This is a genomic window from Hyphomonas sp. CY54-11-8, from assembly GCF_000682735.1.
GTDB lineage: Bacteria > Pseudomonadota > Alphaproteobacteria > Caulobacterales > Hyphomonadaceae > Hyphomonas.
The window spans coordinates 208650-231811 of record NZ_AWFD01000035.1; the positions used below are offsets into that span (position 1 = coordinate 208650).

The 23162-nt window shown below is 57.9% G+C and carries 20 protein-coding genes; 7 read left to right on the forward strand and 13 right to left on the reverse strand.

The window, feature by feature from the left end; genetic code table 11:
• The first annotated feature begins 53 nt into the window (after positions 1-53).
• Entirely contained in the window at positions 54-1259 is a 1206-nt protein-coding gene (locus HY17_RS15945) for an alpha/beta fold hydrolase (RefSeq protein WP_034768378.1), read from the forward strand.
• Positions 1260-1264: 5 nt separating this feature from the next.
• On the opposite strand, the gene HY17_RS15950 is transcribed toward HY17_RS15945, so the two are convergent.
• From HY17_RS15950 to HY17_RS15965, 4 genes are read right to left on the reverse strand one after another with little or no spacing between them, the layout of a single operon-like run.
• Positions 1265-1795, reverse strand: coding sequence for a hypothetical protein (locus tag HY17_RS15950; RefSeq protein WP_034768381.1), 531 nt, complete (start codon positions 1793-1795; stop codon positions 1265-1267).
• A gap of 45 nt (positions 1796-1840) precedes the next feature.
• A complete protein-coding gene (locus HY17_RS15955; RefSeq protein WP_034768383.1) occupies positions 1841-2740 on the reverse strand; it encodes a ribose-phosphate diphosphokinase in 900 nt (299 codons plus the stop codon).
• The gene (locus tag HY17_RS15960; RefSeq protein WP_034768385.1) at positions 2737-4245 is read right to left on the reverse strand and encodes a thymidine phosphorylase family protein; all 1509 of its coding nucleotides are present in this window, start codon (positions 4243-4245) and stop codon (positions 2737-2739) included. The genes HY17_RS15955 and HY17_RS15960 overlap by 4 nt, the downstream gene beginning before the upstream one ends.
• The gene (locus HY17_RS15965; RefSeq protein WP_034768387.1) at positions 4242-5606 is read right to left on the reverse strand and encodes an MBL fold metallo-hydrolase RNA specificity domain-containing protein; all 1365 of its coding nucleotides are present in this window, start codon (positions 5604-5606) and stop codon (positions 4242-4244) included. The genes HY17_RS15960 and HY17_RS15965 overlap by 4 nt, the downstream gene beginning before the upstream one ends.
• Before the next feature lie 158 nt (positions 5607-5764).
• Between HY17_RS15965 and HY17_RS15970 the strand changes: the two genes are divergently transcribed.
• A complete protein-coding gene (locus HY17_RS15970) occupies positions 5765-7039 on the forward strand; it encodes an MgtC/SapB family protein (RefSeq protein ID WP_051600201.1) in 1275 nt (424 codons plus the stop codon).
• A gap of 5 nt (positions 7040-7044) precedes the next feature.
• Here HY17_RS15970 and HY17_RS15975 read toward each other — a convergent pair whose 3' ends face one another.
• From HY17_RS15975 to HY17_RS15990, 4 genes are all read right to left on the reverse strand, one after another.
• A complete protein-coding gene (locus tag HY17_RS15975; protein ID WP_051600202.1) occupies positions 7045-7482 on the reverse strand; it encodes a host attachment protein in 438 nt (145 codons plus the stop codon).
• 83 nt (positions 7483-7565) lie between these two features.
• On the reverse strand, positions 7566-8798 hold the full coding sequence (locus HY17_RS15980; RefSeq protein ID WP_197020294.1) for an efflux RND transporter periplasmic adaptor subunit: 1233 nt from the start codon (positions 8796-8798) through the stop codon (positions 7566-7568).
• Between the two features lie 2 nt (positions 8799-8800).
• The gene (locus tag HY17_RS15985) at positions 8801-11164 is read right to left on the reverse strand and encodes an ABC transporter permease (RefSeq protein WP_034768511.1); all 2364 of its coding nucleotides are present in this window, start codon (positions 11162-11164) and stop codon (positions 8801-8803) included.
• A gap of 5 nt (positions 11165-11169) precedes the next feature.
• Entirely contained in the window at positions 11170-11913 is a 744-nt protein-coding gene (locus tag HY17_RS15990; protein WP_051600205.1) for an ABC transporter ATP-binding protein, read from the reverse strand.
• A 137-nt stretch (positions 11914-12050) separates the two neighbouring features.
• On the opposite strand from HY17_RS15990, the gene HY17_RS19675 reads away from it, so the two are divergent.
• The 4 genes from HY17_RS19675 to HY17_RS16010 all read left to right on the forward strand — a co-directional run bounded on the left by HY17_RS19675 (position 12051) and on the right by HY17_RS16010 (position 15612).
• A complete protein-coding gene (locus tag HY17_RS19675) occupies positions 12051-12890 on the forward strand; it encodes a universal stress protein (RefSeq protein WP_051600206.1) in 840 nt (279 codons plus the stop codon).
• Positions 12891-12900: 10 nt separating this feature from the next.
• Positions 12901-13356 carry a DUF3775 domain-containing protein gene (locus tag HY17_RS19680; protein ID WP_051600207.1) on the forward strand — a complete coding sequence of 152 codons (456 nt, stop codon included), beginning with the start codon at positions 12901-12903 and terminating at the stop codon, positions 13354-13356.
• Between the two features lie 23 nt (positions 13357-13379).
• Entirely contained in the window at positions 13380-15104 is a 1725-nt protein-coding gene (locus HY17_RS16005; protein WP_051600208.1) for an adenosylcobalamin-dependent ribonucleoside-diphosphate reductase, read from the forward strand.
• Between the two features lie 91 nt (positions 15105-15195).
• Positions 15196-15612 (forward strand): cytochrome c, encoded by a 417-nt coding sequence (locus HY17_RS16010; protein WP_051600209.1) that lies wholly within the window; start codon positions 15196-15198, stop codon positions 15610-15612.
• 8 nt (positions 15613-15620) lie between these two features.
• On the opposite strand, the gene HY17_RS16015 is transcribed toward HY17_RS16010, so the two are convergent.
• Positions 15621-17261 (reverse strand): MFS transporter, encoded by a 1641-nt coding sequence (locus tag HY17_RS16015; RefSeq protein WP_034768397.1) that lies wholly within the window; start codon positions 17259-17261, stop codon positions 15621-15623.
• A gap of 87 nt (positions 17262-17348) precedes the next feature.
• Entirely contained in the window at positions 17349-18167 is an 819-nt protein-coding gene (locus tag HY17_RS16020) for a hypothetical protein (RefSeq protein ID WP_034768399.1), read from the reverse strand.
• A 64-nt stretch (positions 18168-18231) separates the two neighbouring features.
• On the opposite strand from HY17_RS16020, the gene HY17_RS16025 reads away from it, so the two are divergent.
• Positions 18232-19152 (forward strand): fatty acid desaturase family protein, encoded by a 921-nt coding sequence (locus HY17_RS16025; protein WP_034768407.1) that lies wholly within the window; start codon positions 18232-18234, stop codon positions 19150-19152.
• 6 nt (positions 19153-19158) lie between these two features.
• Here HY17_RS16025 and HY17_RS16030 read toward each other — a convergent pair whose 3' ends face one another.
• The 3 genes from HY17_RS16030 to HY17_RS16040 all read right to left on the reverse strand — a co-directional run bounded on the left by HY17_RS16030 (position 19159) and on the right by HY17_RS16040 (position 23067).
• Positions 19159-19626, reverse strand: a complete 468-nt coding sequence (locus HY17_RS16030) for a MaoC family dehydratase (RefSeq protein WP_034768408.1) — start codon at positions 19624-19626, stop codon at positions 19159-19161.
• A gap of 117 nt (positions 19627-19743) precedes the next feature.
• A complete protein-coding gene (locus tag HY17_RS16035) occupies positions 19744-20655 on the reverse strand; it encodes a sulfite exporter TauE/SafE family protein (RefSeq protein ID WP_081813198.1) in 912 nt (303 codons plus the stop codon).
• Between the two features lie 48 nt (positions 20656-20703).
• Positions 20704-23067, reverse strand: a complete 2364-nt coding sequence (locus tag HY17_RS16040) for a TonB-dependent receptor (protein WP_034768409.1) — start codon at positions 23065-23067, stop codon at positions 20704-20706.
• Between the last annotated feature and the right edge of the window lie 95 nt (positions 23068-23162).

The window sequence follows — 23162 nt, forward strand, 5'->3', positions numbered from 1 at the left end:
AGGGCGCGGAGTCATATATGTGAGGTCACACAGCGACTCACACAGGAGACCGTATGCAGCCGGTCAGTTTCAAAGGATTTGGCGGAGCAGCGCTGAAAGGTGATGCGCTGGGCTCACCAGATGATCCGGCTGTATTGCTCATCCATGGCGGGGCGCAGACGCGCGCTGTATGGGATAATGTTGCCGACGCGCTGGTAAAGGCGGGGCGTTATGTCATTCGTATTGACCTGCGAGGTCACGGTGAAAGCGATTGGCCTTCAGACCGGCGCTATGATTTTGAGGCCCTGGTAGAGGATCTGCGCGCAGTGCTCGCGCAGATGGCATCGCGTCCGGTGGTCGTTGCCGCATCTGTGGGCGGCTGGGCGGCCACCGCCGCGCTCGGCGAGGAAGGAGCACATCTTGCCGCGGGGCTGGTGCTTATCGATTCCGTACCGGATATGGATTTCGATGCTGCCTGCCGACCAGAAAACGCGGCGCCTGAAAAACCATGTTTTGATCCGGCATTTGCCGAAACGTTCGATCCTGAAACCGCTGAGGCGCGAGTCTCGGACGCTGCGACGCAGATCAAAATGCCGGTCCTCTTCGTCCGAGGCGCGAAGAGTGAACTCTCCGGTGTGGACGAGGCCCATCGCTTCCTGGGTAAACTAGAAAATGTTGAATACGCCGAGATCCGGGAGGCTGGCCAGATGGTGGCCGCTGAGCGGGCGGATATGTTCAGTGCGACGCTCCTGGATTTCCTGGAACGCAGGATTCCGCGATTTGCACCGGAATATCGTCAGGGGTCGGATGCCCGAACGCTGAGGGATGCGCTTGGTTGTTTTGCCACCGGGGTTACGGTGGTGACCACACTGGACGAAGAAGGGCAACCGGTTGGGCTGACCGCAAATTCTTTCACTTCGGTTTCTCTGGATCCGCCGCTCCTTCTGGTCTGTATCGCCAAATCGGCGGGCAGTCTGAACGCCATGGAAGCAGCTGAAAATTTTGCGGTGAACGTGCTGCACATCGGTCAGCAGCCGACGTCCAACCTGTTTGCCAAATCGGGCGAGGACCGTTTTGCGGCCACACCATGGCGGCGCGGGCACAATGGGGCTCCACTTTTGTCAGGGGCGCTGGCAAATTTTGAATGCCGTCGGCATGCGCTGCATGAAGGCGGAGACCATGTCATCCTGGTCGGTGAAGTGGTTCGTGCCCGGTTCGAACCGCGCCGTGATCCCTTGCTCTATTTCCGTGGCAAATACCGCCGCCTGCATTTTGCCTGATGGAATCAGCCATTGAAAAAAGCTTTCACTTTTTCAATGTCGTATGGGCGCTCTGATAGGGTTTCTTCGTCCCATTCGCTGCGAGGCTGAGAAAAGAAATCTCCGCCATAAACATGGATCGCGCCCGTGGGACGACCCAATGGGTTTGTCACGGAGTGGATGATGTCTTTACCGAGCGGCGCAACGTCCCCTGTGAGCAGAGTGCGGGCACCCGCTGCTTCCACTCGGAATGGGTCTTCCTTCACCCGGCGCCAGAAGATGTTGTCTTCACGTCCGGTATAGATGCCGATAATGGCCCACATTTCATGATTGTGTGGCATCAGCGTTGAGTGCGCGCCCCAGACAACATTCAAGACTGTGAGTCTATCCGACTTGTGAAGCACGTCGATTCCCGCCCCGCTTGGTTCGCCGACGGCTTTGAGTATTGCGTCGGGATCATGAAACGCAGCCTCCATCACTTCCAGGACAGTTCGGTGGGTTGGATCCTCCGCAATGGCATCACGGCAATCTGCCACGAATGTATCGATATCGAACATGGCTTTCCTCCCAAAAGGAAAGTGTCCTACCGCTTCGGTTTGGCGTCAATCCTGCGGCAAGGCGATGTGGCGGGCAGCGTCAGCAAGAACTCTCGTCACGTCGATCGCATTTGTCTTGTGGGGAAGGGCGTTGGTGGTAACAATACGCGCAGCTCCGGCGGCGATCAGTTGCTCATAGGCGTCTTCTGCAAAAATTCCGTGGACAGCGCAGCATATCGGGCGCGGCTGCCCACTTTCGCAAAGGGCGCGAATGAGCGTGGCCAGCGTCGTGCCGGATGATATGATATCATCCACGATGACAGGCGTATGGCCTCCGGAGTCGATGCCAGCGGGTACCTCGATTTGCACATTCCGGTCGCCCAAGCGTGTCTTTCGGAATACGTCATATGGCGCATCGCAAGCTTCTGCGATCGTTCGGACCCATTGTTCGCTTTCTTCGTCAGGACCATAAATGATCGGTTTCTCGATATGAGCCTTTATCCAGTTGGCCATCGGTTCTGTCGCGTGAGTGAGCTCGCCAGGAATAGTGAATACATCATCCAGGCTGGCCAGCCTGTGCAGGTGCGGGTCGAGCGTTACCACCCAGGACAGATGGGCGGAGAGTAGTGACCCAATATGCCGGGCACTGATGGACTCCCCGCGGTTAAATGCGACGTCCTGGCGGAAGTAGGGCATGTAAGGGGCGATCAGGCCAACGGAGCGGGCGCCAAGGTCTTGTGCCGTCATTGCCGCGAAGAGAAGTGGCACAAGCTTTGGGTCAGGACGGTCGAGACAATCAACCAGGGCAATATGGCGCCCGTCCGGCGGTGTCAGAAAGCGGAGATAGCTTTCACCATCCGGAAATTTGTGAAATTCGATCTCACCAATATCGGCGCCGAGTTCATGGGCAAGGGGCGCAGCCATGTGGCCCGTGCCCGGGAGGAAATAAAGGAGGAAACGTGTCATCTGGTCAGCTCAATGATGTCAGGGTTGGATTTCACATAGTTAAGCACATAGGAGAGCTCACCGATTGTTTCAGTGTGCAGCGTATACAGAGGGGTGCCTTGGCAAACGGTGTCACCGATCTTCACATGGAGATCGAGTCCGGCCGCCTTGTCGTCTGGAGCGCCGGCAAGCTTGGCGACACGGGCAAGACGCTGATTGTCAATTGAGGCGACACGGCCATTGCGTGTCGCGTTTACAGGGCGCTGGAATTTGGCAACGGGCGGGTCAAATACGCCGCCTTGCGCTTTGCAAATGGCAAGAAACTTGTCCCAGGCTTTCCCTGAGTCCAAAGTCTCGATGGCGTGTGCAATGCCGTCGCCTTCAGGCACCTTTCCTGTGAGCTCCAGCACGGCGCCCGCCAGAGCAAGGGATTTGTCGCGGAGGTCTTGTGGGGCGTCGGGAGATCGCTTCAGCACTGCCCGGACATCGCGAGCCTCAAGCGCTGGACCGATCCCGCGCCCGATAGGTTGTGACCCGTCAGTGACTTCGATGCGCAGCTTCAGGCCAAAGGTCAGAGCGACTGTTCGGAAGAGGTCGGCAAGTTCCCGTGCCTGCAATCGATTGCGGATTTTTGCGGTCGGGCCGACCGGAATATCAATCACGACGTGGGTCGCGCCAGCCGCGATCTTTTTGGACAGCACCGACGCTACCATTGAGCCCGCGGAGTCAAAGTTCAATGCCCGTTCGACCCGAATGATCGCGGTGTCTGCTGGTGAGAAATCGACCGCATCACCCCAGATGAAGCATCCGCCTTCTTTTTCTATCACATGGCGCAACTCGTCTCGATCGAGGTCTACCCGCGTCAGTGTTTCCATCGTGTCCGCGGTGCCCGCCGGGGAGGTGATCGCACGGGAAGACGTCTTGGGAATGAGGAGGCCATTTGCAGCGACAATGGACACCACGATCGGTGTGGTCCGGTTTGCCGGCAGGCCGCCGACACAATGCTTGTCGGCCACGGGTGTCACACCCCAGTCGATCTGGTCTCCTGTATCGATCATGGCGCGAGTCAGAGAAATCACTTCCCGGGTGGCAAGCGGCTTCGCTGCTGTTGCCGTGACGAAGGCTGTAAGATGGATGTCTGAATACGCCCCTCTGACAATATCACTCACGACTGAGCGGATCTGAGCATCCGTCAGGCCATCGTGAAAAATTCGTTCGCGCACATAAGACAAGGAGGCGAGGGGCGGTGCATGCGTAACGCGCACCAATGCGCCATCTTCAAGATCAAGGCGTTCCCATGCCTGATCCGTCAGGCCAACAGATCCGATCGGGAACCAGTCCTCTGTCACCTGGTAAAGCGTTGCAACCACTGACTTGTCGCCATGGGTCAGGGTAACCTGACTGTGGGCGCTCATGCCTTCAGAGCGGCAGACGGGACAGTCTGCATGCACGAGGGCGATCATTTCATGCTGCGTCAGCACGCCAAGGCGTCGTGCGCGCATCAGGTTGACGGTATCGTCCTTCATTTCAGCCGCACAGTCTCGCCTTGCTCGGGCACCTTGCAGGACCAGTCCAGTTCTTCGCTGATCCTGTGGCGCAGCGTGTCGGATGCAGCTGCCTCTCCATGCACCACAAATGTTTCTTTGGGAGGAATGCTGAAGTTTCCGAGCCAGCGCATCAATTCGTCAGCATCGGCATGCGCTGATAGCATGTGAAGGTTCTGAACCTCTGCGTTTACCTCGTAATAGCCACCATGAATTTTGATCTTGCGTACACCGCCCAACATTGCTGCACCGCGTGTGCCGCCTGCCTGGAAGCCGGCAAAGAGGATCGTGTTCCGCGCGTCGGGAGCGTACACTTTCAAATGGTGGAGGACCCGCCCGCCAGTTGCCATGCCGGATGCCGAAATGATGATCTTTGGAACCAGGTCTGTATCCAGTTTGCGAGAATCTTCGCTCTGCCGAGTATATGTCGCGACATCACAGGCCGCACGCGCCTCATCCTGGGTAAGCTTGTGGGCTGCAGCGTGTCGAACAAATAGTTCGCTGACATTGATCGCCATTGGGCTGTCCAGATAGACGGGCATCTCAGGAATGCGCCCAGCTGCGCGGAGCCGGCTGATATGGAACATCAGCGATTGCGACCGGCCAACGGCGAAAGATGGAATGATCACTGTCCCGCCACGTTGGAAAGTGCGGTTGATGATGGCTTCGAGAATGTCCTCCGGGTCCGTGTCCGGGTGTACAGTGTCCCCATAGGTCGACTCGACAAGTACATAGTCCGCTTCTGTGATCGGGGTAGGATCGTGCATGATCGGATTATCATACCGGCCAAGGTCACCGGAAAATGCGATCTTGTTCTCGCCTGTATCAAGCAGGATCGACGCTGCCCCGAGAATATGACCCGCTTCTACAAATGTCGCACCGATACCTTCCCCCAGCGGGACGGTGTCGCCAAAGCCGTGCGTGCGGAAGTGTTTGAGTGAGGCCTCGGCGTCGGCCTGGGTGTAGAGGGGCAGCGCCGGATGATGGCGCGAAAATCCTTCACGGTTTGCAAGGTCTGCTTCGTGTTCCTGTAGGTAGCCGCTATCCGGCAGCAGAATGTTGCAAAGGTCACGCGTCGGAGTGGTGGCATGGATATGCCCTCGAAATCCGTTGCGTACCAGAAGCGGCAGATATCCCGAATGATCAATGTGCGCATGAGTCAAAACCACAGCGTCGAGTTCAGATGGCGAGATCGGGAGTGGCTTCCAGTTGCGATTGCGCAACTGCTTGAAGCCCTGGAACAGCCCGCAGTCGACCAGGATACGCCGGCCTTGCGTCTCGATCAGATATTTGGAGCCGGTGACTGTTCCGGCGCCGCCTAGGAAGGTGATCTTGTCGGTCATTTCTGGGCTCTTCCGTGTTTCGGATATCCAGACATCAAAAGGCACCTGCACCGGTTTCACAAGCTGTTCATTCGTCGCCAGTGCTGGTGGAGAATACGGATGGCCCTTTGGCTCCTGTTGGCGCTACACTAGTCTGCTTGTGAGCTGGGAGGAGGCATTTGGAACCGCCACAGAGTGTCCTGACACTTGCTGCGACCCTGTTCGCCGCGCTGGCTATAGGCTTGATAATCGGGCTGGAGCGCGGCTGGAAAGAACGCGGCGATCCGACAGGAAGCCGTGTCGCGGGGTTCCGGACTTTTGGTCTGATTGGCCTGATCGGCGGATTGGCAGCCGCGCTTGATACTGGAAATGGTTTCATTCTTTCTGCGGGTGTCATCGGCCTTGCGCTATTGTTGCGTCAGGGATTTGAAGCCCACATCGACGAGACCCGAAACGTAAGTGCCACGACCATGATTGCGGCCCTCATCACTTTCAGTCTGGGGGCAGTTTCGGTGAAAATCTCGCCGCTACTGGCAGGCGGGGGCGCCGTCGTGACGGCGTTCATTCTGTGGCTCCGCGAGCCGATGCACCAGCTGTTGGATCGGATCGATGCGCGCGAAATGAGCGCTTTTTTGCGATTGCTGCTGATCTCGATCGTGGTTCTGCCAGCGATGCCGGATGTCGGGCTGGGGCCATATGAGGTGATCAATCCTCGCCACATCTGGTGGATGGTTGTCCTGATCAGCGGGCTTGGCTTCATTGGCTATGTCGCAGTGAAGGCGCTGGGGGAGCGCGCGGGGGTCGGGTTGCTTGCACTTGCGGGCGGGCTTGCCTCGTCGACGGCGGCAACGCTTTCCTTGTCTCAATTGTCCAAAGCAGGTGGCAGGGCGTCAGCCTATGCAGGCGGGGTGGCAATGGCATGGTCCGTTATGGTCATACGAACGGGTTTGATCGTCGCGGCAATCCGGCCTGCTCTGTTGCCGATGCTGTGGCTTCCACTGGGGGCTATGTTTGCAGCCACTCTGCTGGTTGCCGGACTGTTGCTTTGGCGCCAGCCGTCGAAGACCGAAGCAAAATTGGCCCTGCCTAATCCTCTCGACTTGAAATCGGCGATCGTATTTGCAGCGGTGCTGACATTGGCATTGGTTCTCTCGCGCCTTGCTCAGGCCGCTTGGGGCGAGGGGGGCGTGTTCGGAGTTGCCACAATTGCCGGCGCCTTTGATGCTGATGCCGTGACTATCTCCATGGGGCGGCTGAGTGCAGGTGAACTGTCTGACCAGGTCGCGGCGCGCGCGATTGTCATCGCGGTCCTGGTCAATACAGCTTTCAAAGTTGTACTCGCGCTTGGCGCAGGCGCTCAGCGGTATCGCAATATGGTCCTGTTGACCGGAGCGCTGACGATTTCTTCCGGCATCCTGGCCATCACCACTGCGATCTCGCTTGGTTGGGCCTGAGACCGTCAGGTTTTATTGATCAACGCCTCAATGTCCGCAACCGGGCGATGAGCATGATCGCCGGTCACTGATTGCTCAATCCGGCTCAGCGTATGTTCATTCAGCTTCTGGCGGAGCGTTCCCATGGACCGTGGATCTGCCACAAGCACGAAACGTCGTGCAGGCTCGGCCGTTGCCCATCCATCCATCTGCGTTGCCAGCGCTCCGATGAAGCGTTTTTCCTCTTGTTCGTGCCAGTCGGTATTCCCGACAGAAGAGCTCTGACGACCCGGTCCGGGCATACGCCCCGGCTTGTCCGTTCCCTGTTCGTGCGTAGGCGGATTTATGTGATCGTCAAAACTGATGATGCGTAGATCCAGCCGGTCCGTATCACCCTGGTTTTCATAAACAACATATTTGCCTGCATCGCAGACGACGACCCAATCTCCATTTCTGAGGTGCATTTTCCTCTCCCTTTTAGTCTTTCTATTCAGAAGAATACTGCACACACTTGGAGAAGGCGATGCGTAACTTTCCGGAAGGGCTTTCAGCCCGTTGCGGCAATTGCATTGTCTATGGGGTGTTTACTTTTGGGGGCTGTGCGAATTTTCACTTTCGCGCCGCGCTCCAGTTGTCTTGGTGGGTGAACAACCACACGAGTTCCTTCTTCCAGACCGTCAAGAATCTCTGCATATGTCCGGTTGGTATGACCGACCGAGACGCTTCGCCATTCCGCCCGGCCGTTGGCGACTACAAAAACCGCCCAGCCATCCGCGTCACGGAACAAGGCCGACATCGGGACAACCAAACGGTTGCCGCCTTCCCAAACCGCTATGTTTGCCACGAACCGGTAGCCATGACCTAGATTCTGCCGCGCAGCGGGATCATTCAGGTCCATGACAATGTTGACGCGCTGCTCTTCGATCCCAAGCGCGGAGACCTTGGTGAAGCCGGCTGGTTCGACACGGCGCACCCGGCCGGGCAGGGGCGGGCCTCCCCAGTCGGTAAACATAACCGGGTCTCCCGGTTTCACACGAACGGCCTCTTCCGAAAGAAAGTCGGCAACGCATTCAAGGGAATTCAGATCCCCGATCTCGACAATGGGGGTGCCCTGAGCAATGGGGCCTTCGCTTTCGCGATCAACGGCAAGGATCTGTCCCGACAGGGGAGCGATGACTGCGACTGTGTCGCTGCCGTTCTGGGTTTCGCTGGGCATCAGGGCTGCGCGTGCTGCGGCTAGTTCCTGACGGCGAACGCCGATCACGGCTTCGCTTGAACGAAGAGCAAGGTAACCCTCTCGTTCAGCGGCTTCAGCATTGTCGACGGCCTGTTGCGAAACGGTGGCAGACTCCAATAGCCGCTTTGCACGGTCAAGGTCCCGCTTCAGGCGATTGTGTTCCGCGCGAAGGCGTTCTGCGTCTGCGCGTGCGGCAGTCAGCGCTGCTTCTGCCGATGACACGTTGGATTTGAGCTGGGCGGTTGTGCGAGCGGGTAGCAAGGGTGGAAGCAATGGCCGGATCGTGGAGACAACAGTTTCGCCTGCCTCTACATAATCGCCCGGCTCAACTTCCACACGGGACATTGTCCCGTCGAGGGGCGCGGAAAGAATAAATACATCGCGTACCCTCGTCATACCATCATCCGAGACGGTGACAGTCATGTCGTCCCGTGTGACGTAGGCGGCATCTACTTCTATGGCACGCGGTGAAAATGCCCAGGCGAAACCCAAGGCAGCCAATGCAGCCAGACCGAACCAGATACGCATGCGGACTGATGGCATCTTCATTCCCTCGTCTTTAGTACAGCGATAAGATCCAACGATCGGACCCTGCGGACAACGAACAGTGCAGCGATGGTAGACGACACCAGGACAATCAAAGCCGTAATGCCGAGTGTGGATGGGTTCACGGTCACCGGTATCCTGTAGAGTTCAGTCGCCATGGCCGTTGCTATTAGGTGAGCGAGAGCGATCCCGCCGATGCATCCCAAGGGGATTCCGATCAACGCCACAATTGCCAGCTCTCCAAGCAGAATGTAGCCCACCTCATTGTTGGTGAAGCCGAGAACCCGCAAGCTGGCCAACTCCCGACCCCGCTCGGTAAGGCTGATGCGCGCGGCATTATAGACAACACCCGCCGCGATCGCTCCACCGATTACGGCATAAATTCCCATCATGATGTAAATCGTTTCCTGAAGCGTCTCTTCAAATGATGCTATGGCAGCCGCTCGAAGCGAGACCCCGGCGATGCCCGGGCGTTCGATGACGCTGTCTTCAAATTCATTTTGCCGCTGGGGATCCAGCTTCAGGTAAGCGCCGGACACTGTTGGTGGTTGATCCAATAGAGCATTCATTGTGGCGATATCCATGAAGGCCGGGGTTCCAACGGACTCATCTATGATTGCTGTGACAGGAAGATCGACCACAGGGCGCGTCGCGTCCAGGATATGGGCCGTTATTGTGTCTCCAGTGGTTACATCCAGCATACCTGCCAATTGAGAAGACAGGACAATTCCGGTGGAAGGCATGTCGACATACCGTCCGTCTGAAGACAGGACGCGCCTCAATTGTGCATCAGCGGCCAGACCGGTGATGCTGACCCGCTCGGAGCGGTAGCCAGACACCAGCCGTGCCGGCACATCACGAACGCCCTCTGCGGCCATAACTCCGGGAATTCGCGACAGCTCGGAAACTGCAGATTCGTTTCGCGCCTCGAAAAAGGTGACGGCCGCGTCGTGCGCGTTCGTGCGAAAGAACATCTGGTCAATCATGTCGTCGATTGCATCGAAGCTGAAGAGTGTCCCGACCAGAAGGGTCACCGCCGCCGCGATCCCGAACAGGTTTGCTGCCGTTCTGGCCGGGAATCTGAAGATGTGGCGCAGGATCAGGCGGGTCGGCTCATCCAGCCAGCGCATTTGCAAAACATAGCGCAGCCAGCTTTGCTGGTAATTTATGGGTGGTGCGGGTTGCATAGCTTCGGCTGGAGACAGCTTAGCTGCGCCAAGCGCTGCGCTCATGGAACCGACAATGGCCGATCCAAGTGCTGCAACCGAGCCGGCGACAAGCGCAAATGCATCCACACGCCAGGTAAGGTCCGGAATACGGAATGTTTCGGCGTACAAATTTGTGATCAGATTCTGAAGGACAAAACCCAGCGCAAATCCTGCCAGAACGCCGCCGGTCGTGATGGCGATGGCAAATTTCAGGTAATGCCATGTAATTTCACTTCTTGAATAACCGAACGCTTTGATCAGGCCGATCTGCTGGCGTTCCGTCTGGATCAACCGATTGAGGATGGAGTGTATCAGGACTGCGGAGACGACCAGGAAGACGGCAGGAATGATTTGCGCCATGGTTTTCAGCTGGTTCATTTCGGAGTCGACGAACGCATTCGACAATTGGTCCGGGCGGTCGAACGCTCCCGTTCCGCCATATGGGGCGAGGACGTCATCCACCTGATCAATCACGGTCGCTGTGTCGGTGCCCGGCGCCACCGTCAGGCTGACATTGTTGAACGCGCCATCAAGATCGAATGCGGCCTCCAGCGCCCGCCGGCGCATCCAGAAAATACCGAACAGGCGATCGTCAGGCAGCAGGGTGCCGGGTCCAAGCGCATAAATGAACTCTGGACTATCGCCGATTCCGACGATGGTGAGAGTGCGCAGGCGTCCGTTCATGACCGCTTCAATCGCATCCCCAGGCTGGAGCTCGTTTGCTTCGGCAAATGCATTGGAGATGATGATCTCATCCGGCGAGCGAGCCTCCGGATAGCGGCCGTGGAAAAGCACAATCTTGTTCAAAATGCTGTCGCTATCGTCAGGAATGGAGACGATCTGCGCATTCGCCGGCTCATCGACATTTTCGATACGAAGAATAACAAGCCGAACGATGCGCGTTTCGACCGTCTGCACACCGTCAATTTCGCGGAGGCGTGCAGCAGCGCTTTCGGGGGCACGGCGAACTGATGCGAACACATCGGCGAAGCGGTAGCGTTCATAATAGGCATCGCGGCTGGCGCTGAGCGTGCTGAGTGTGCCGAGCGCCATCACCATGATCGCCACGCCACAGGCCACGATAATACCCACCGCGATGGCCTGTCCGCGCATGTGCCATATATCGCGCAGCAGCTTGATATTGAGAGGTGACATGCCCTTCACCAGGAGATCTCCGAAGGCTTCAGGCGGCGGTTTGGTCGGGTCTCTTCGATGATTTCTCCATCCTGCATACGCAGAACCCTGTCGGCGATCTCCCCGATGCCAACATTGTGGGTAATGATCAGCATGGTTGTGGACAATTCCCGGTTGACCCGGTCTAGAGCCTCAAGAACCCGGATGCCGGTCTGGCTATCCAGTGCACCGGTCGGTTCGTCGCAAAACAGAATCTGCGGGCGTTTGGCGATTGCCCGTGCGACCGCCACACGTTGCTGTTCGCCACCGGAAAGTTGCGCCGGAAAGTGCTTTACCCGGTCGCCTAGTCCAACAAGCTCGAGCGCTTCATCCGGTTGCATCGGGTGATTGGCGATCTCGGTGACCAGCGCGACATTTTCCCGGGCGGTGAGGCCCGCAACAAGATTGTAGAACTGGAACACAAATCCCACAGACCGGCGGCGGTACCGGGTCAGTTCTGCGTCGGTTGCATGGGACAGGTCCTTGTCTTCAAACCTGAGTGTGCCAGCTGTGGCTCTGTCCAGACCGCCGAGGATATTCAGAAGGGTGGATTTCCCGCTGCCTGAATGGCCGAGCAGGACAACCAGTTCGCCGCGCGTCAGGGAAATATCGACCCCGCGCAATGCGCGAACGGCCACCTCACCGGTCAGGAACGTACGTTCCAGTCCTTTACCTTCAAGCAAAATTTCCGGATCGGCGGACGTTTGCTGGTGGGAGGAGGAAGAGGTCATAATGAATTTCTACCCTGACACCTCTATTATAACCAGCAATTGCAGAAGGTTGTGCTACGTAGGGACGCGTATTGAACAGAACGATTTTGCGCTATGGTGTGCCTGAATACCGAATTTACCAGAAATGGAGATTTCAAGTGAATATCAAGGATATCAGCGTCTGCATGGCCTCACCTGACGGTGACAAGGCCGCATTTGATTTCGCACAGGCACTCGCCTCGGCTCACAACGCGCATCTGAGTTGCGCAGCTTTCACAGTATTGCCGCCGATGATCCTTGGTTATGGAGACGGATCAGCCGGTGAGGTCTACGCGTCAATACTCCAGCAAACGCGGGATACGATGTCCGGTGCCTGGGCCAAATTCGAAGAAGGTCTGAACGCTCAGGACCCACCAGTGGAAATGCGCCATTTCGAGGCGTTTCCGAACCGCGTCGAAGCTCTCTCCGCAATGAATGCCCGTCACGCCGATATTGTGATTGTGCGCGCACCGGGAAAATCCGACGAACAGCCTCATGCTGATATGCTGGAAGGCGTGTTGCTGGGCGGTGGGCGCCCAGTGCTGATCGTGCCGGAGAATTGGTCACGCGCAACAGTCGGTGAGCGGGCGATGATCGCATGGGATGCAAGTCGGGAAGCAACCCGGGCCATGCATGACAGCCTGCTGCTTATGCAAGACGACGCCAAAGTCTGCATTGCGACAGTTGATGCGAAGCCAGGCGACACCAGCCACGGGGCTGGCCCAGCCTGGGATGTCGGCGCACACCTTGCCCGGCATGTCGGAGATGTTGAAGTCCGCAATGAGGACAGCATTGGACGATCCACGGCTGAAGCGCTGATGGATGTCGCGACCTCCTTCGATGCGGACTTGATCGTAATGGGCGGATATCGTCACTCTCGTCTGCAGCAGGCGTTCCTGCCGGGCGTGACCCGCACCCTTTTGCGCGAGGCTAAAGTGCCTCTGCTCTTGTCGCACTGAGGGGGCTCGAATGAAAAAAGTTGCGCAGGGCGATCGAGCCTTTGATCTGACAATCGATCCGGAGGTCGCATACCGGATCGCGGTGCTTGTCCAGTCCTATCAGGGCGAGGGCATCATGCCGATGGAAGAAGACGATGTGGTCGATAGTGATATCGGAGATGATCCGATCACGGATGTCGATGCTATCGCTGATGAGGCAGAGAAGCCTCATGCGAACCTGCTCGATGATGAGCTTGAGGGGCTGATCCGTGGACTCAATGTCGATGCCAAGCATGACCTGCTTGCGCTCATTTGGGTTGGGCGGGGTGACTATGAGGCCCGGGACTGGGCATCGGCTCGCCGTGCGGCCCGCGAGGCTGAGCCTTTTGATGTAACAGACTATCTGGAAGAGTTGCAGATGGGCAGTGACTACATTGAGAATGCGCTGGAGGCGATGGGGTATTCGCCGCCGGACGAGTTGTCCTGAAGCCGTAAGGGAGGTTGGCAGGAATGGATTCATTGCCGCCTCCCAATCCGCTTGCGCCGATTTCAAGGGAAATCTGGCTGAAAAAGTACAGGTTCCGCGACGAAGCATCTATTGAAAATACCTGGAGCCGCGTTGCAACCGCAGTCGCTTCGGCTGAACCTCGTGACCAGAATTACTGGGCCGGTCGGTTTATGGCACTGCTGTCGGACTACCGGTTCCTGCCGGGAGGGCGAATCCTCGCCAATGCAGGGACGGGTCGAAACGCCACCTTGCTGAATTGCTTCGTCATGGGGGAGTTGGACGATTCCATCGATGGTTTGTTTTCGGCGCTGCGGGAAAGTGCGATCACGCTGCAGGCCGGTGGCGGAATAGGTCTCGACTTTTCACCGATCCGGCCGGCCGGGGCGGCTGCAGTTCGTACCGGGAACATTGCGAGTGGTCCGGTTTCCTTCATGCAGCTCTGGGATGCGATGTGTGAGACCATGACGGCAGATCGCGCCCGCCGGGGGGCCATGATGGCTGTGCTGCGCTGTGACCACCCTGATATCGAGGCTTTTGTCGAAGCAAAGAAAGAAGCCGGTGCACTATCTCGCTTCAATGTGTCTGTGCTTGTCAGCGACAATTTCATTCGTGCGATCGATGCAGATGCGGAGTGGCCACTTTTGTTTGAAGGAAAGGTCGTCCGCACTTTGAAGGCAAGGGCGTTGTGGGAAAAAATACTCTGTGCGGCTTTTGAGACGGGTGAGCCGGGGATATTGTTCATCGATCGCATCAACCGGGAAAACAATCTCGATTATGTGGAGACGATTCATGCCTGCAATCCCTGTGGGGAAGTGCCTTTACCGCCTCATGGCGCATGCGATCTGGGCTCGGTAAATCTGACGCGCTTCATTCACCGGCCTTTTGCGCCGGAAGCAGATTTTGATTTTGGCGGCGCCGCGGAGACCACCCGCTTGGGTGTACGCTTTCTGGACAACGTGCTCGATGTTTCGCACTATCCTCTGGAGGAGCAGGCGCAGCAGGCTCATCAAGGGCGCCGTGTCGGGCTTGGCATCACCGGGCTGGCGGACGCATTGATTATGCTGGGGCTTGCCTATGATAGCAATGATGGGCGGGAGTTCACCGCGCGTGTCCTCGGAACCATGCGCAATGCTGCTTATGAAGCGTCTGTAGGGCTTGCAGAAGAAAAGGGCAGTTTCCCTCTGTATAAAGAGGGGGAGTTTCTGGATCGCCCTTTCACCAGGCGCCTTCCCGACTTCATAAGGAACAGAATTCAGAAAAATGGGATCCGCAACAGCCATTTGCTTGCGATCGCACCGACCGGATCAATCAGTTTGCTGGCAGGCAATATTTCCGCCGGGATCGAGCCGGTGTTTGCGTCATCGGTCAGTCGGCGCATGCGCCGGGACGATGGTGGGTTTGATGCGACAGTTGTAGAAGATTTTGCCTGCCGGCTCTGGCGGGAAACGGGCGAAGACGGTCTGCCGCCTGCATTTGTTACTGCGGGCGAGTTGTCACCAGATGCCCATCTGGCGATGCAGGCTACAGCGCAGGATTTCGTCGACAACGCGATATCCAAGACCATCAATGCCAACGCGGCGATGCCTTTTGAGGCGTTTGAGAAAGTATATCGAACTGCCTACGATCTCGGGCTCAAAGGATGCACGGTGTATCGGCAAGGCAGCCGGGGAGAAGACATTCTTACGCCCGTATATGAAGGTGCCTGGTGTACATCGGACACTTGCTGATCGTCTTGGCCTTTCAAGGGTGTAATGATGTGATGCTAGGCGTTCACCCGAAGCAGGACTAAAGTACCTCGACTGAATGAAAGGGACTCACATGTATTTGCGGCGCTCCGGACTCCTCGCTTCAGGCCTTTTTGCAGGCTTTGCCATTTTGACGGCATGTAATTCCACGCCGGCAAATGATGCTGAAGAAAGTGTCGCTGTTGCACCTCAGCCAGAAGAGGACGGAGAACAGTTTGCCTATGACAGCAAGATCAAGGTTGGCAAACTGATCGCGGAAACACGCTGCTCCACCTGTCACGCGATCGGGGCGACCGGTAACAGCCCTCATCAAGATGCCAAACCCTTCCGGCAATTGTCCGAAAACTACCCGGTGCGAAATCTCGAAGAAGCACTCGCCGAAGGGATCGTTGTCGGTCACCCCGACATGCCGATGTTTGTGCTCAGCCCTTATGAGATTGATGCGCTGATTACCTATCTTGAAAGCATCCAGGAACCGCACCCGGCCTGACTTGGGCTCTAGTCGCTACGTGTCGGATCGTTTGTTGTCTCTGTGGACAAGTCCGGGTCAACCGTCACGCCCGTCACCTGACGCTCGAGCATTCGGACAATGGGCGGTGGCCAACTGCCCTGATGAAGCGTGTGCAGGATGATCAGATTTTCCCTGTCGGCATGCGTGCGCCGTTCATTATGAAGGACATAGTCCATCCAGCGTCCGAACCGGTACTTTTCGATCCAGACCTCCGGATCGCTTAGATCCCGAACCAGGGCCCAATTGCGGGCGCCATCCCGGAGGCGTACGCGGCGGCTTTCATTCATGGCCGCCAGGAACCGCGGCACGTCTTCCTCACGGATGCGATAGTGTACAGCGATGTGGACCGGCCCTGCGCGCGGTTCGACCGGCACTTCCACGTCCGGAACCTTCCAGCGGCCGACAAGTTCGAGGTTCAGGTCCTGCACTTCCGGCAGGCGCATGAAAAAGCCTACAACAAGGCCGACAGCCTGAATGGCTGCCATCATCAGGATCGCTTCTGCAATTCCGTGCAGCTCCGCGAGCCTGCCGCTCATCCAGCTTCCCGCAGCCATCGTGCCGAAGACGCACATCTGGTAGAGCGACAGGGCGCGTCCGACCACCCAGCGTGGTGCGGACATCTGTACGGTCACGTTCATGGTTGCCATTGCGAGCAACCAGCCCCAGCCAAACACGATCAGTCCCAATACGGTGAGCAGGAGCCAGGGGCTGAGCGCGATCACGACGGCACCTGCGATCATGGCCGACACCGTCAGGCGGATCGTCGCCTCATTCGTGAGGCGTGCCCGCACTGGCCGGTTTGATAGAGCGCCCATGACGGCCCCGACCCCGAAGGAGCCCGACAGGATACCGAAGGTCACAGCGCTGCCGCCCACCAGGTGACTTGCCACGAGCGGCAGGAGCGACGGCACGCTCGCCGCGGCAAAGCCAAACAGCGTCGCCCGGAAGAGGACCCGGCGGATGGGCGGGGACAGGACGACGTAACGGACGCCGGCCGTCATCGCAGCTCCCAGATCCTCGCGCAGACTTGGCTGGGGCGGTTTCTCCGGGCGCCAGCGGAACAGGACCCAGATGATCCCGAGATAACTGAAGGCGTTGACCGTGAATGCGGCGGCCGACCCAAAGGCCGCTACGATTGCGCCACCAAGTGCCGGACCTGCCGTCCGGGCCATATTGAAGCCCATGGAGTTCATCGCGACGGCACCGGCAATTGTGCCGCGTGGCACAATATCGCCGACGGTTGCCTGCCAGGAGGGCGCATTCATAGCAGTGCCGCACCCGATCAGAAAAGTGAATCCGAGCAAGGCCCATGGTGTCAGGTGCCCGAACCAGGCGAAAACACAGAGCGCAACCGAAAGAATGAACATCCAGCTCTGGCAGGCGAGCATCACAAGACGCCGCGGATAATTGTCTGCAATCGCGCCGGAGAGAAGCGCCAGGATCATGATGGGCAAGGTGACGGACGCCTGCACGAGGGCGATTTGCGTCTTGGTCCCCCCGAGTTCCACCATCAGCCAGGCCGCGCCGACGCTCTGAATCAGACTGCCGAATTGGGACGCTACATTCGCCACCCAGATCCGCCTGTAGAGCGGAATGGAAAAGGGCGGTGGGGCGGAAGTGTCTGGCATGATGTCCGGGGATGAATCTCAGCAACCAATCGTGGGAGGGATTGCCGCCGTGTTCAAGATGCCGATTTCAATGAGGCAGCAGGTGGATCAGCTGGATTCCATGGAAGCATAATATGCTTGCCAGCATTTGCGGCCGGTTTCGTTGTAGCGCACCATTGTGTCGACCATTCGAAGGAAGGCGTCCTGATCGCTCAGCTCCGGCGGCAGCATTGGATCAAAGTTGATGGTGCGGATAACCGCCTGACCGATGAGGAGCGACTCTCGCGCCGCAATATCCTTTGGCAGGTTTGGCAAGCGTTCAAGGCTGGCAGTCATGGCTTCTGTCGCCGCTTTATAGGTCCGGGCGAGATCTTCCGTGCGCCAGAGCGTTTCCCAGCGCTCGCTGTTCGGAAGCGCGCGTTCAGTGACCCGAAGGATTGAGATGGCATCGTCGGCTCCAATGCCGATGAGGTCTGCGCGGTGATCATCCAGTTCGCGGGCCAGATTGGCAGGTCGAACCCAGTAGCTTGACTTTGTTTCCTTATAGCCTGACAGGCCAAGCGCTCTTTCACGGGCGCGCAACTGTTTTCGATCGGTCCGGCCAAGATGGCCTGTCATTGCAACGAGCCAGTCCCCCTTCCATGGCACAATGCGGCTGGACACATCTTTCCAGCCCTGGACGCGCCGTGTCAGTGCTCTCGAGTTTGGGCCCGGCTGGTAGACGCCGCGGCCCGGACTTTCCAGCAAGCCTTCTTTGAGAAGCCGGGTGACCGCGACCCTGAGAGTCGCTGGCTCTATATCGAACAGGGCGGCGGCATCGATGAGCCGGCCGATCGATTGCGGCGCCGAAAAGGCGCTGCTCATCAGCGACAGGACAAGCGCGCGGGGTGATACGTCCTTCGGATCGAGAGGCTTAAAATAATACACGGATTGACCAATAATGATAAAGTATGTAATAAATGATGAAAGAGTTCAATGGGAGAGAACCGACGTGACGAACCAGCTCAAATTATCCGATGTCCTGACGAAAGACGAGCTGCGTGATTTACGCAAGAAGTCGAACCTCAGGGCGTTCGTCACGTTGAGCTGGAACTGGGGGCTGATCGCTGCGGCTTTTGCCGTGGCGATTGTCTGGCCCAATCCACTGACCATTCTGGCAGGGATTGTCATTCTTGGCGGGCGTCAGTTGGGGCTCGGGATCATCAATCATGATTGTGCCCATCACGCGTTCTTCAAGAACCGGAAAGTGGATGAGTTTGTCGGCCACTACCTGGTCGGCGCACCGATGAATATCTCTCTGCCAGCTTACCGGGCCTATCACCTCAAGCACCACAAGTACGCCGGCACGCCGGATGATCCGGATATTGTGTTCGTGAAGAACTACCCGGTTTCAAAGGAAAGCTTGCGACGGAAATTCGTACGGGATTTCACAGGGCGCACCGGGTTTCGCGATACGATGCGGAAGATCAGGAGCTTCAGATTGTCGCGCAACTGGCCGTGGCTGACTTTCCACGTGTTGTTGTTGGGAACGCTGACATTGGCAGGGGCGCCATGGGCCTATCTGATGTGGTGGGCAGCGGAACTGTTCGTTTATCCGGCGATCGTTCGCCTTCGTCAGATTGGCGAACACGGCACAGCGAAGGATCGCACCCAGCTTGATCCGCGGCTGAACACCGGGACGACGACCGCTCCGTTCTGGCAGCGTGTGCTGATCGCGCCGAACGACGTGAACTACCATTTGGAGCATCACATGTTCGCTTCGATACCGCCTTATCGATTGAAGCGGCTGCATCAGATGCTGGCGTCACGCGGCTATTATGATGGATTTGAGTGTATCTCGAAGGATTATTTCGATGTCATTCGCCGGGCCGTGCGATCGGACGAAAAGCCAGCGATGGTACCTGCCGAATAGGAAGTCCTATTCGGCGTCGCTGTCGGGGTTTCGCACCTGTATCAGGCCGTTCGACACCATGCTCATGACGATGTCGCCATTCTGATTGTAGATGGTCTGTTCAGTCTTCATCAGGCCCATTTCGGGGCGGCTTTTCATCCGGCGCTTACCGATCAGTTTTGATTCAACGCGCAGCGTATCTCCGGGATAGACCGGCTTTCGCCAGCGCAGCTCGTCAACACCGGGTGAGCCCAGCGATGCTGTCGGTTCCTGTGTGCTCCATCCTTCAACCATCATTCGCATGGCCATCGCCGCTGTGTGCCAGCCAGATGCGGACAGGCGGCCGAAATGGGTCTTCGCCGCTGCCTCGTCATCCAGGTGGAAGGGTTGGGGATCGTACTTTCCGGCAAACTCGATCACTTCCTCGCGGGTCACGTCATAAGTCCGTTCGGATTTCGTGACTGTGCCGATCACGAGGTCTTCGTAGTAGCGCATGAACAGGTTCCTTCAGGCCAAAAAGAAAGCCGCGCCTGAATGGCGCGGCTTGCGTTACGTCAGGCAAGAATGCCGGGCAGTAGCTTCGGACACTTTCGGTGTTCGAAGCTTGCTGTGTTAGCGTCCACCCATATGCGGCAGCTCGGTCGTCACCTGAACCGCGGAAGCTGTTGTCAGAGGATTCTTTGCCGGCGCCTTGTGGAAAGCGGTCCACAGCATCAGGCTCGACGTGCAGAGCAGGTAGACGCCCAGTGCCTTTTTCAGCTTTGCGGAATCCAGGCTGTGGGCAAGTGCCGCACCGATCGGCGCAGTGATCATGCTCATCGAGATGATCGCCAGCATTGCGACAACGTTCACGTAGCCGATTGAGCCGAATGGCAGGCCGGTTTCACCCAGGCCGCTGATGATCGAGCCGATCGTGCCGGGCACGGCGATGATTGTGCCGAAGCCGGCCGCCGTTGCGATGGCCCGGTGCACTGGCTGGCCAGACAGGGTCATGATCAGGATGGCCGGTGTGCCGCCCCCAATGCCCAGCAGGGTGCAGAAGCCGCCGAGGAAGCTGCCAAGGCCGCCGCGGGCAACGCCCTTCGGCATCTCATCCGACACGGTGCGCTTGGACAGGATCGGGAAAAGGAAGTGCCAGGCCATGATGAACACGCCGACGCCGAAGATGATCTTCAGGGATTTGCCGTCCAGGAAGCGTGCGACGCTGAGGCCCAGCACGACGCCCAGGACAACCCACGGCGCCCATTGCTTGAGGATATTGAAATCCACAGCCCCTCGCTTTGCGTGTGCCTGCACGGACCGGAGCGAGGTGAAGATGATCGTGGCCAGCGACGTGCCGATGGCGACGTGCATGATCTTGTCCTCAGACATCGGCTGTCCCGTTGTCGAGAGGAGGGTGAAGACGGCTGCGAGAGCCGGCACGACGACAAAGCCGCCACCGATTCCGAACAGCCCCGCCAGAAGGCCGGCAAAAGCACCGGCAACCAGCATCGACAGGATTAGCGGGAGTGCATCAGCTAACATTGTAATCACTCGGTTTCAGATTGGAAAAAGGATTGCTGTTGATCATGATCAGAACCGGACCGTCAGGGTCGCCTGGAATGTGCGCGGGTTCAGCGGGCGGAAGAAGGCTGAGCCGGCAAAGACGAACGCGGTCGGGACTTCCTCATCTAGCAGGTTATCGACGTTGAACCGCAGGCTGACATTCTCAGGCACGCCAAAGTCGTTCGGGCCACCGAGATCGAGATAGCCGCTGAGGACAGTGAAGCTGTCCATATCATAGCCGTCGTTGAACTGTGCGTTCCGCTCCCCTGTGTATTTGCCGGAGATATTGGCGACCAGCCAATCGGTCGGTTCATACGTCACACCGCCCGTGAAGAGCCATTCCGGGCTGTCAGGCAGGCCGGTGCCAGCAAAATAGTCGATCGTTCCGTCGAGATTGGTATCCGTATCGTCTTTCAGCTCTGCGTGGTTGTAGGTCAGGTTTCCATCGAAGTAGACCTTCCCGCCGAGGAAGTCGGGTTTGTACACTCCGGAGAGTTCGAAGCCATAGGCCTCAGTCTCACCGGCGCTGGTGTAAAAGGCTTCCGGTTGTTCAGTCGCCGGGTTGATCACGCTGCCAGCCACCAGGCGGTTATCGAATGTGGTGTAGAACAGGGCTGCCGACCCGTAGAATTGGGACCGATTGGTACGGATGCCGACTTCGTAGTTGGTCGACTCCTCACCTTCCGGCGCCGGGAGCGGATCCGTCGTGGGATCCGTGGTCGCGATGGAGAAGATGTCGTCTGCACCGCGCGGCAAGGCAAAGTTCTGCGAGTAGGATGCAAAGACCTGGTCGGTATCATTCAGGTCATAGACCGCCCCGACCATCGGCAGGAAGTTGTCGCTGTATTCGGCACCGACTTTCTGAGGGCCGAACACTTCATAGTCGTTATAATCCCGATAGCCGTCGAGAGAGTAGTCGATATTGAGACTTTTCACGCCGACTTCGACATTGAGCCGGTCATCCATCAGGCTGATCGTGTCTTTGAGGTAGAACTGCGTCGTCTTGCGGGTCGAGGTGTAGTCACGGCGATAATAAGCCACCTCGTCCCAGATCACATCGCCATCCGCTGAACCATTGGTCTTGTTCAGGCGCTGCTGGGTCCGGTCGTAGTCTTCGTCTTCGTACCAGCCGCCAAACTCGATCGTGTGGTTGCCGACTTCCCATTCGACACCAGCCACCAGGCCGGTCCGCGTGCCGCCGACTTCCGAAAGGCCATATTGAACACCTCGCGGGTGAACGACATCAAGGCCGGCTGCGACCTGGCGGTTATAGATGTTCAGCGAGTTGGAGTAGCTGTCCGGCGAGACCCCAAAGCCGTCTTTCTCTTCCTGATAGGCCGTCGCCGTCAGCATGACGCCCGGGGTGAGGTCCGTCTGGAAGTTGAGGGAGTAGAGCGTGTCATCGCGCACGTTAATGCGGTCTTCGTAGTAGCTGGTACAGCTCGAACCCGTGTTCAGCGGAGTGAAGTCCGCATCGTCGATGACATTATCGCCGTTATAGTCATAAACGCCGGGCATCGGATTGATGCAGCTTTCCGGAAGCGTCGGCTGGTAGCCGTAGAAATAGTTGTTTTCGAACGTGGATTCTGGCCCGGACGGGGAGTCATAGTCGAAGAAGTCGTTATGGACGTATCCGAATTTCACGAACGTATCTTCGTCGAACTCGTACTTGATCTTGCCTTCGATGTGCTCGCGGTCGATCGTGCCGGGGCCGCGCCATAGGCTGCTGTCAGTCTTGGAGCGGCTGACATAGGCTGAGAGGCCGTTCCAGTTTCCGGATTCCAGCTTGATGAAGCTACGTTCGAGGTCATCATCACCGATCGTGTAGGAGATCATGCCGCCGGGCGTGTCGGATGTATCAACCGTATTGTAAGAGACGAGTGGGCCAAGCGACGCATAGCTTGGCAGAGAGACATCGCCTGCACCGGGGGATGCGACCACGGCGCCAAGGTTTTCGTTGTCCACATAACGGAATATCGGGCTGCCGCCGAAGGCATCGGAGCGACCCATCGGCACGCCGTCCAGCACGAAGCCGATCTGCTGCAGGTTAAAGGCCCGCACGGTAACCGAGTTGCCGAACTCGTAGAGGCCGAGCGCGCCGTCCGTCTGAACGTTGAAGCCCGGCAGGGACTCCAGCATTTTCAGGCCCGAGATGCCGCCGGGTGCTGACAGGAGTTCTTCGCGAGTGACTGCCACCGTGTTGGTCGCCTCGTCCTGACCAATGGCCGTGTCGGCGGTTGAGACGCGGCGGCCTTCAACGACAACCGCTTTCATGGTCGCTTGCTCTTCTGGCGGCGAGCCCTCCTGCGCGTGCGCGGCAGTCGTCATCGATGCCGCGATCAGCGAGGCAAGGCATATTCCGAATTTGAGACGTGTATTGAGGCGGCGCATCGCAATTTACTCCCGGCGACTTATTGAATCTGCGCGCAAGATGTCGGCGTCGCCGGGGTGCGGGAACTGCGCACAACCAAGTGAATGTGCTAAAT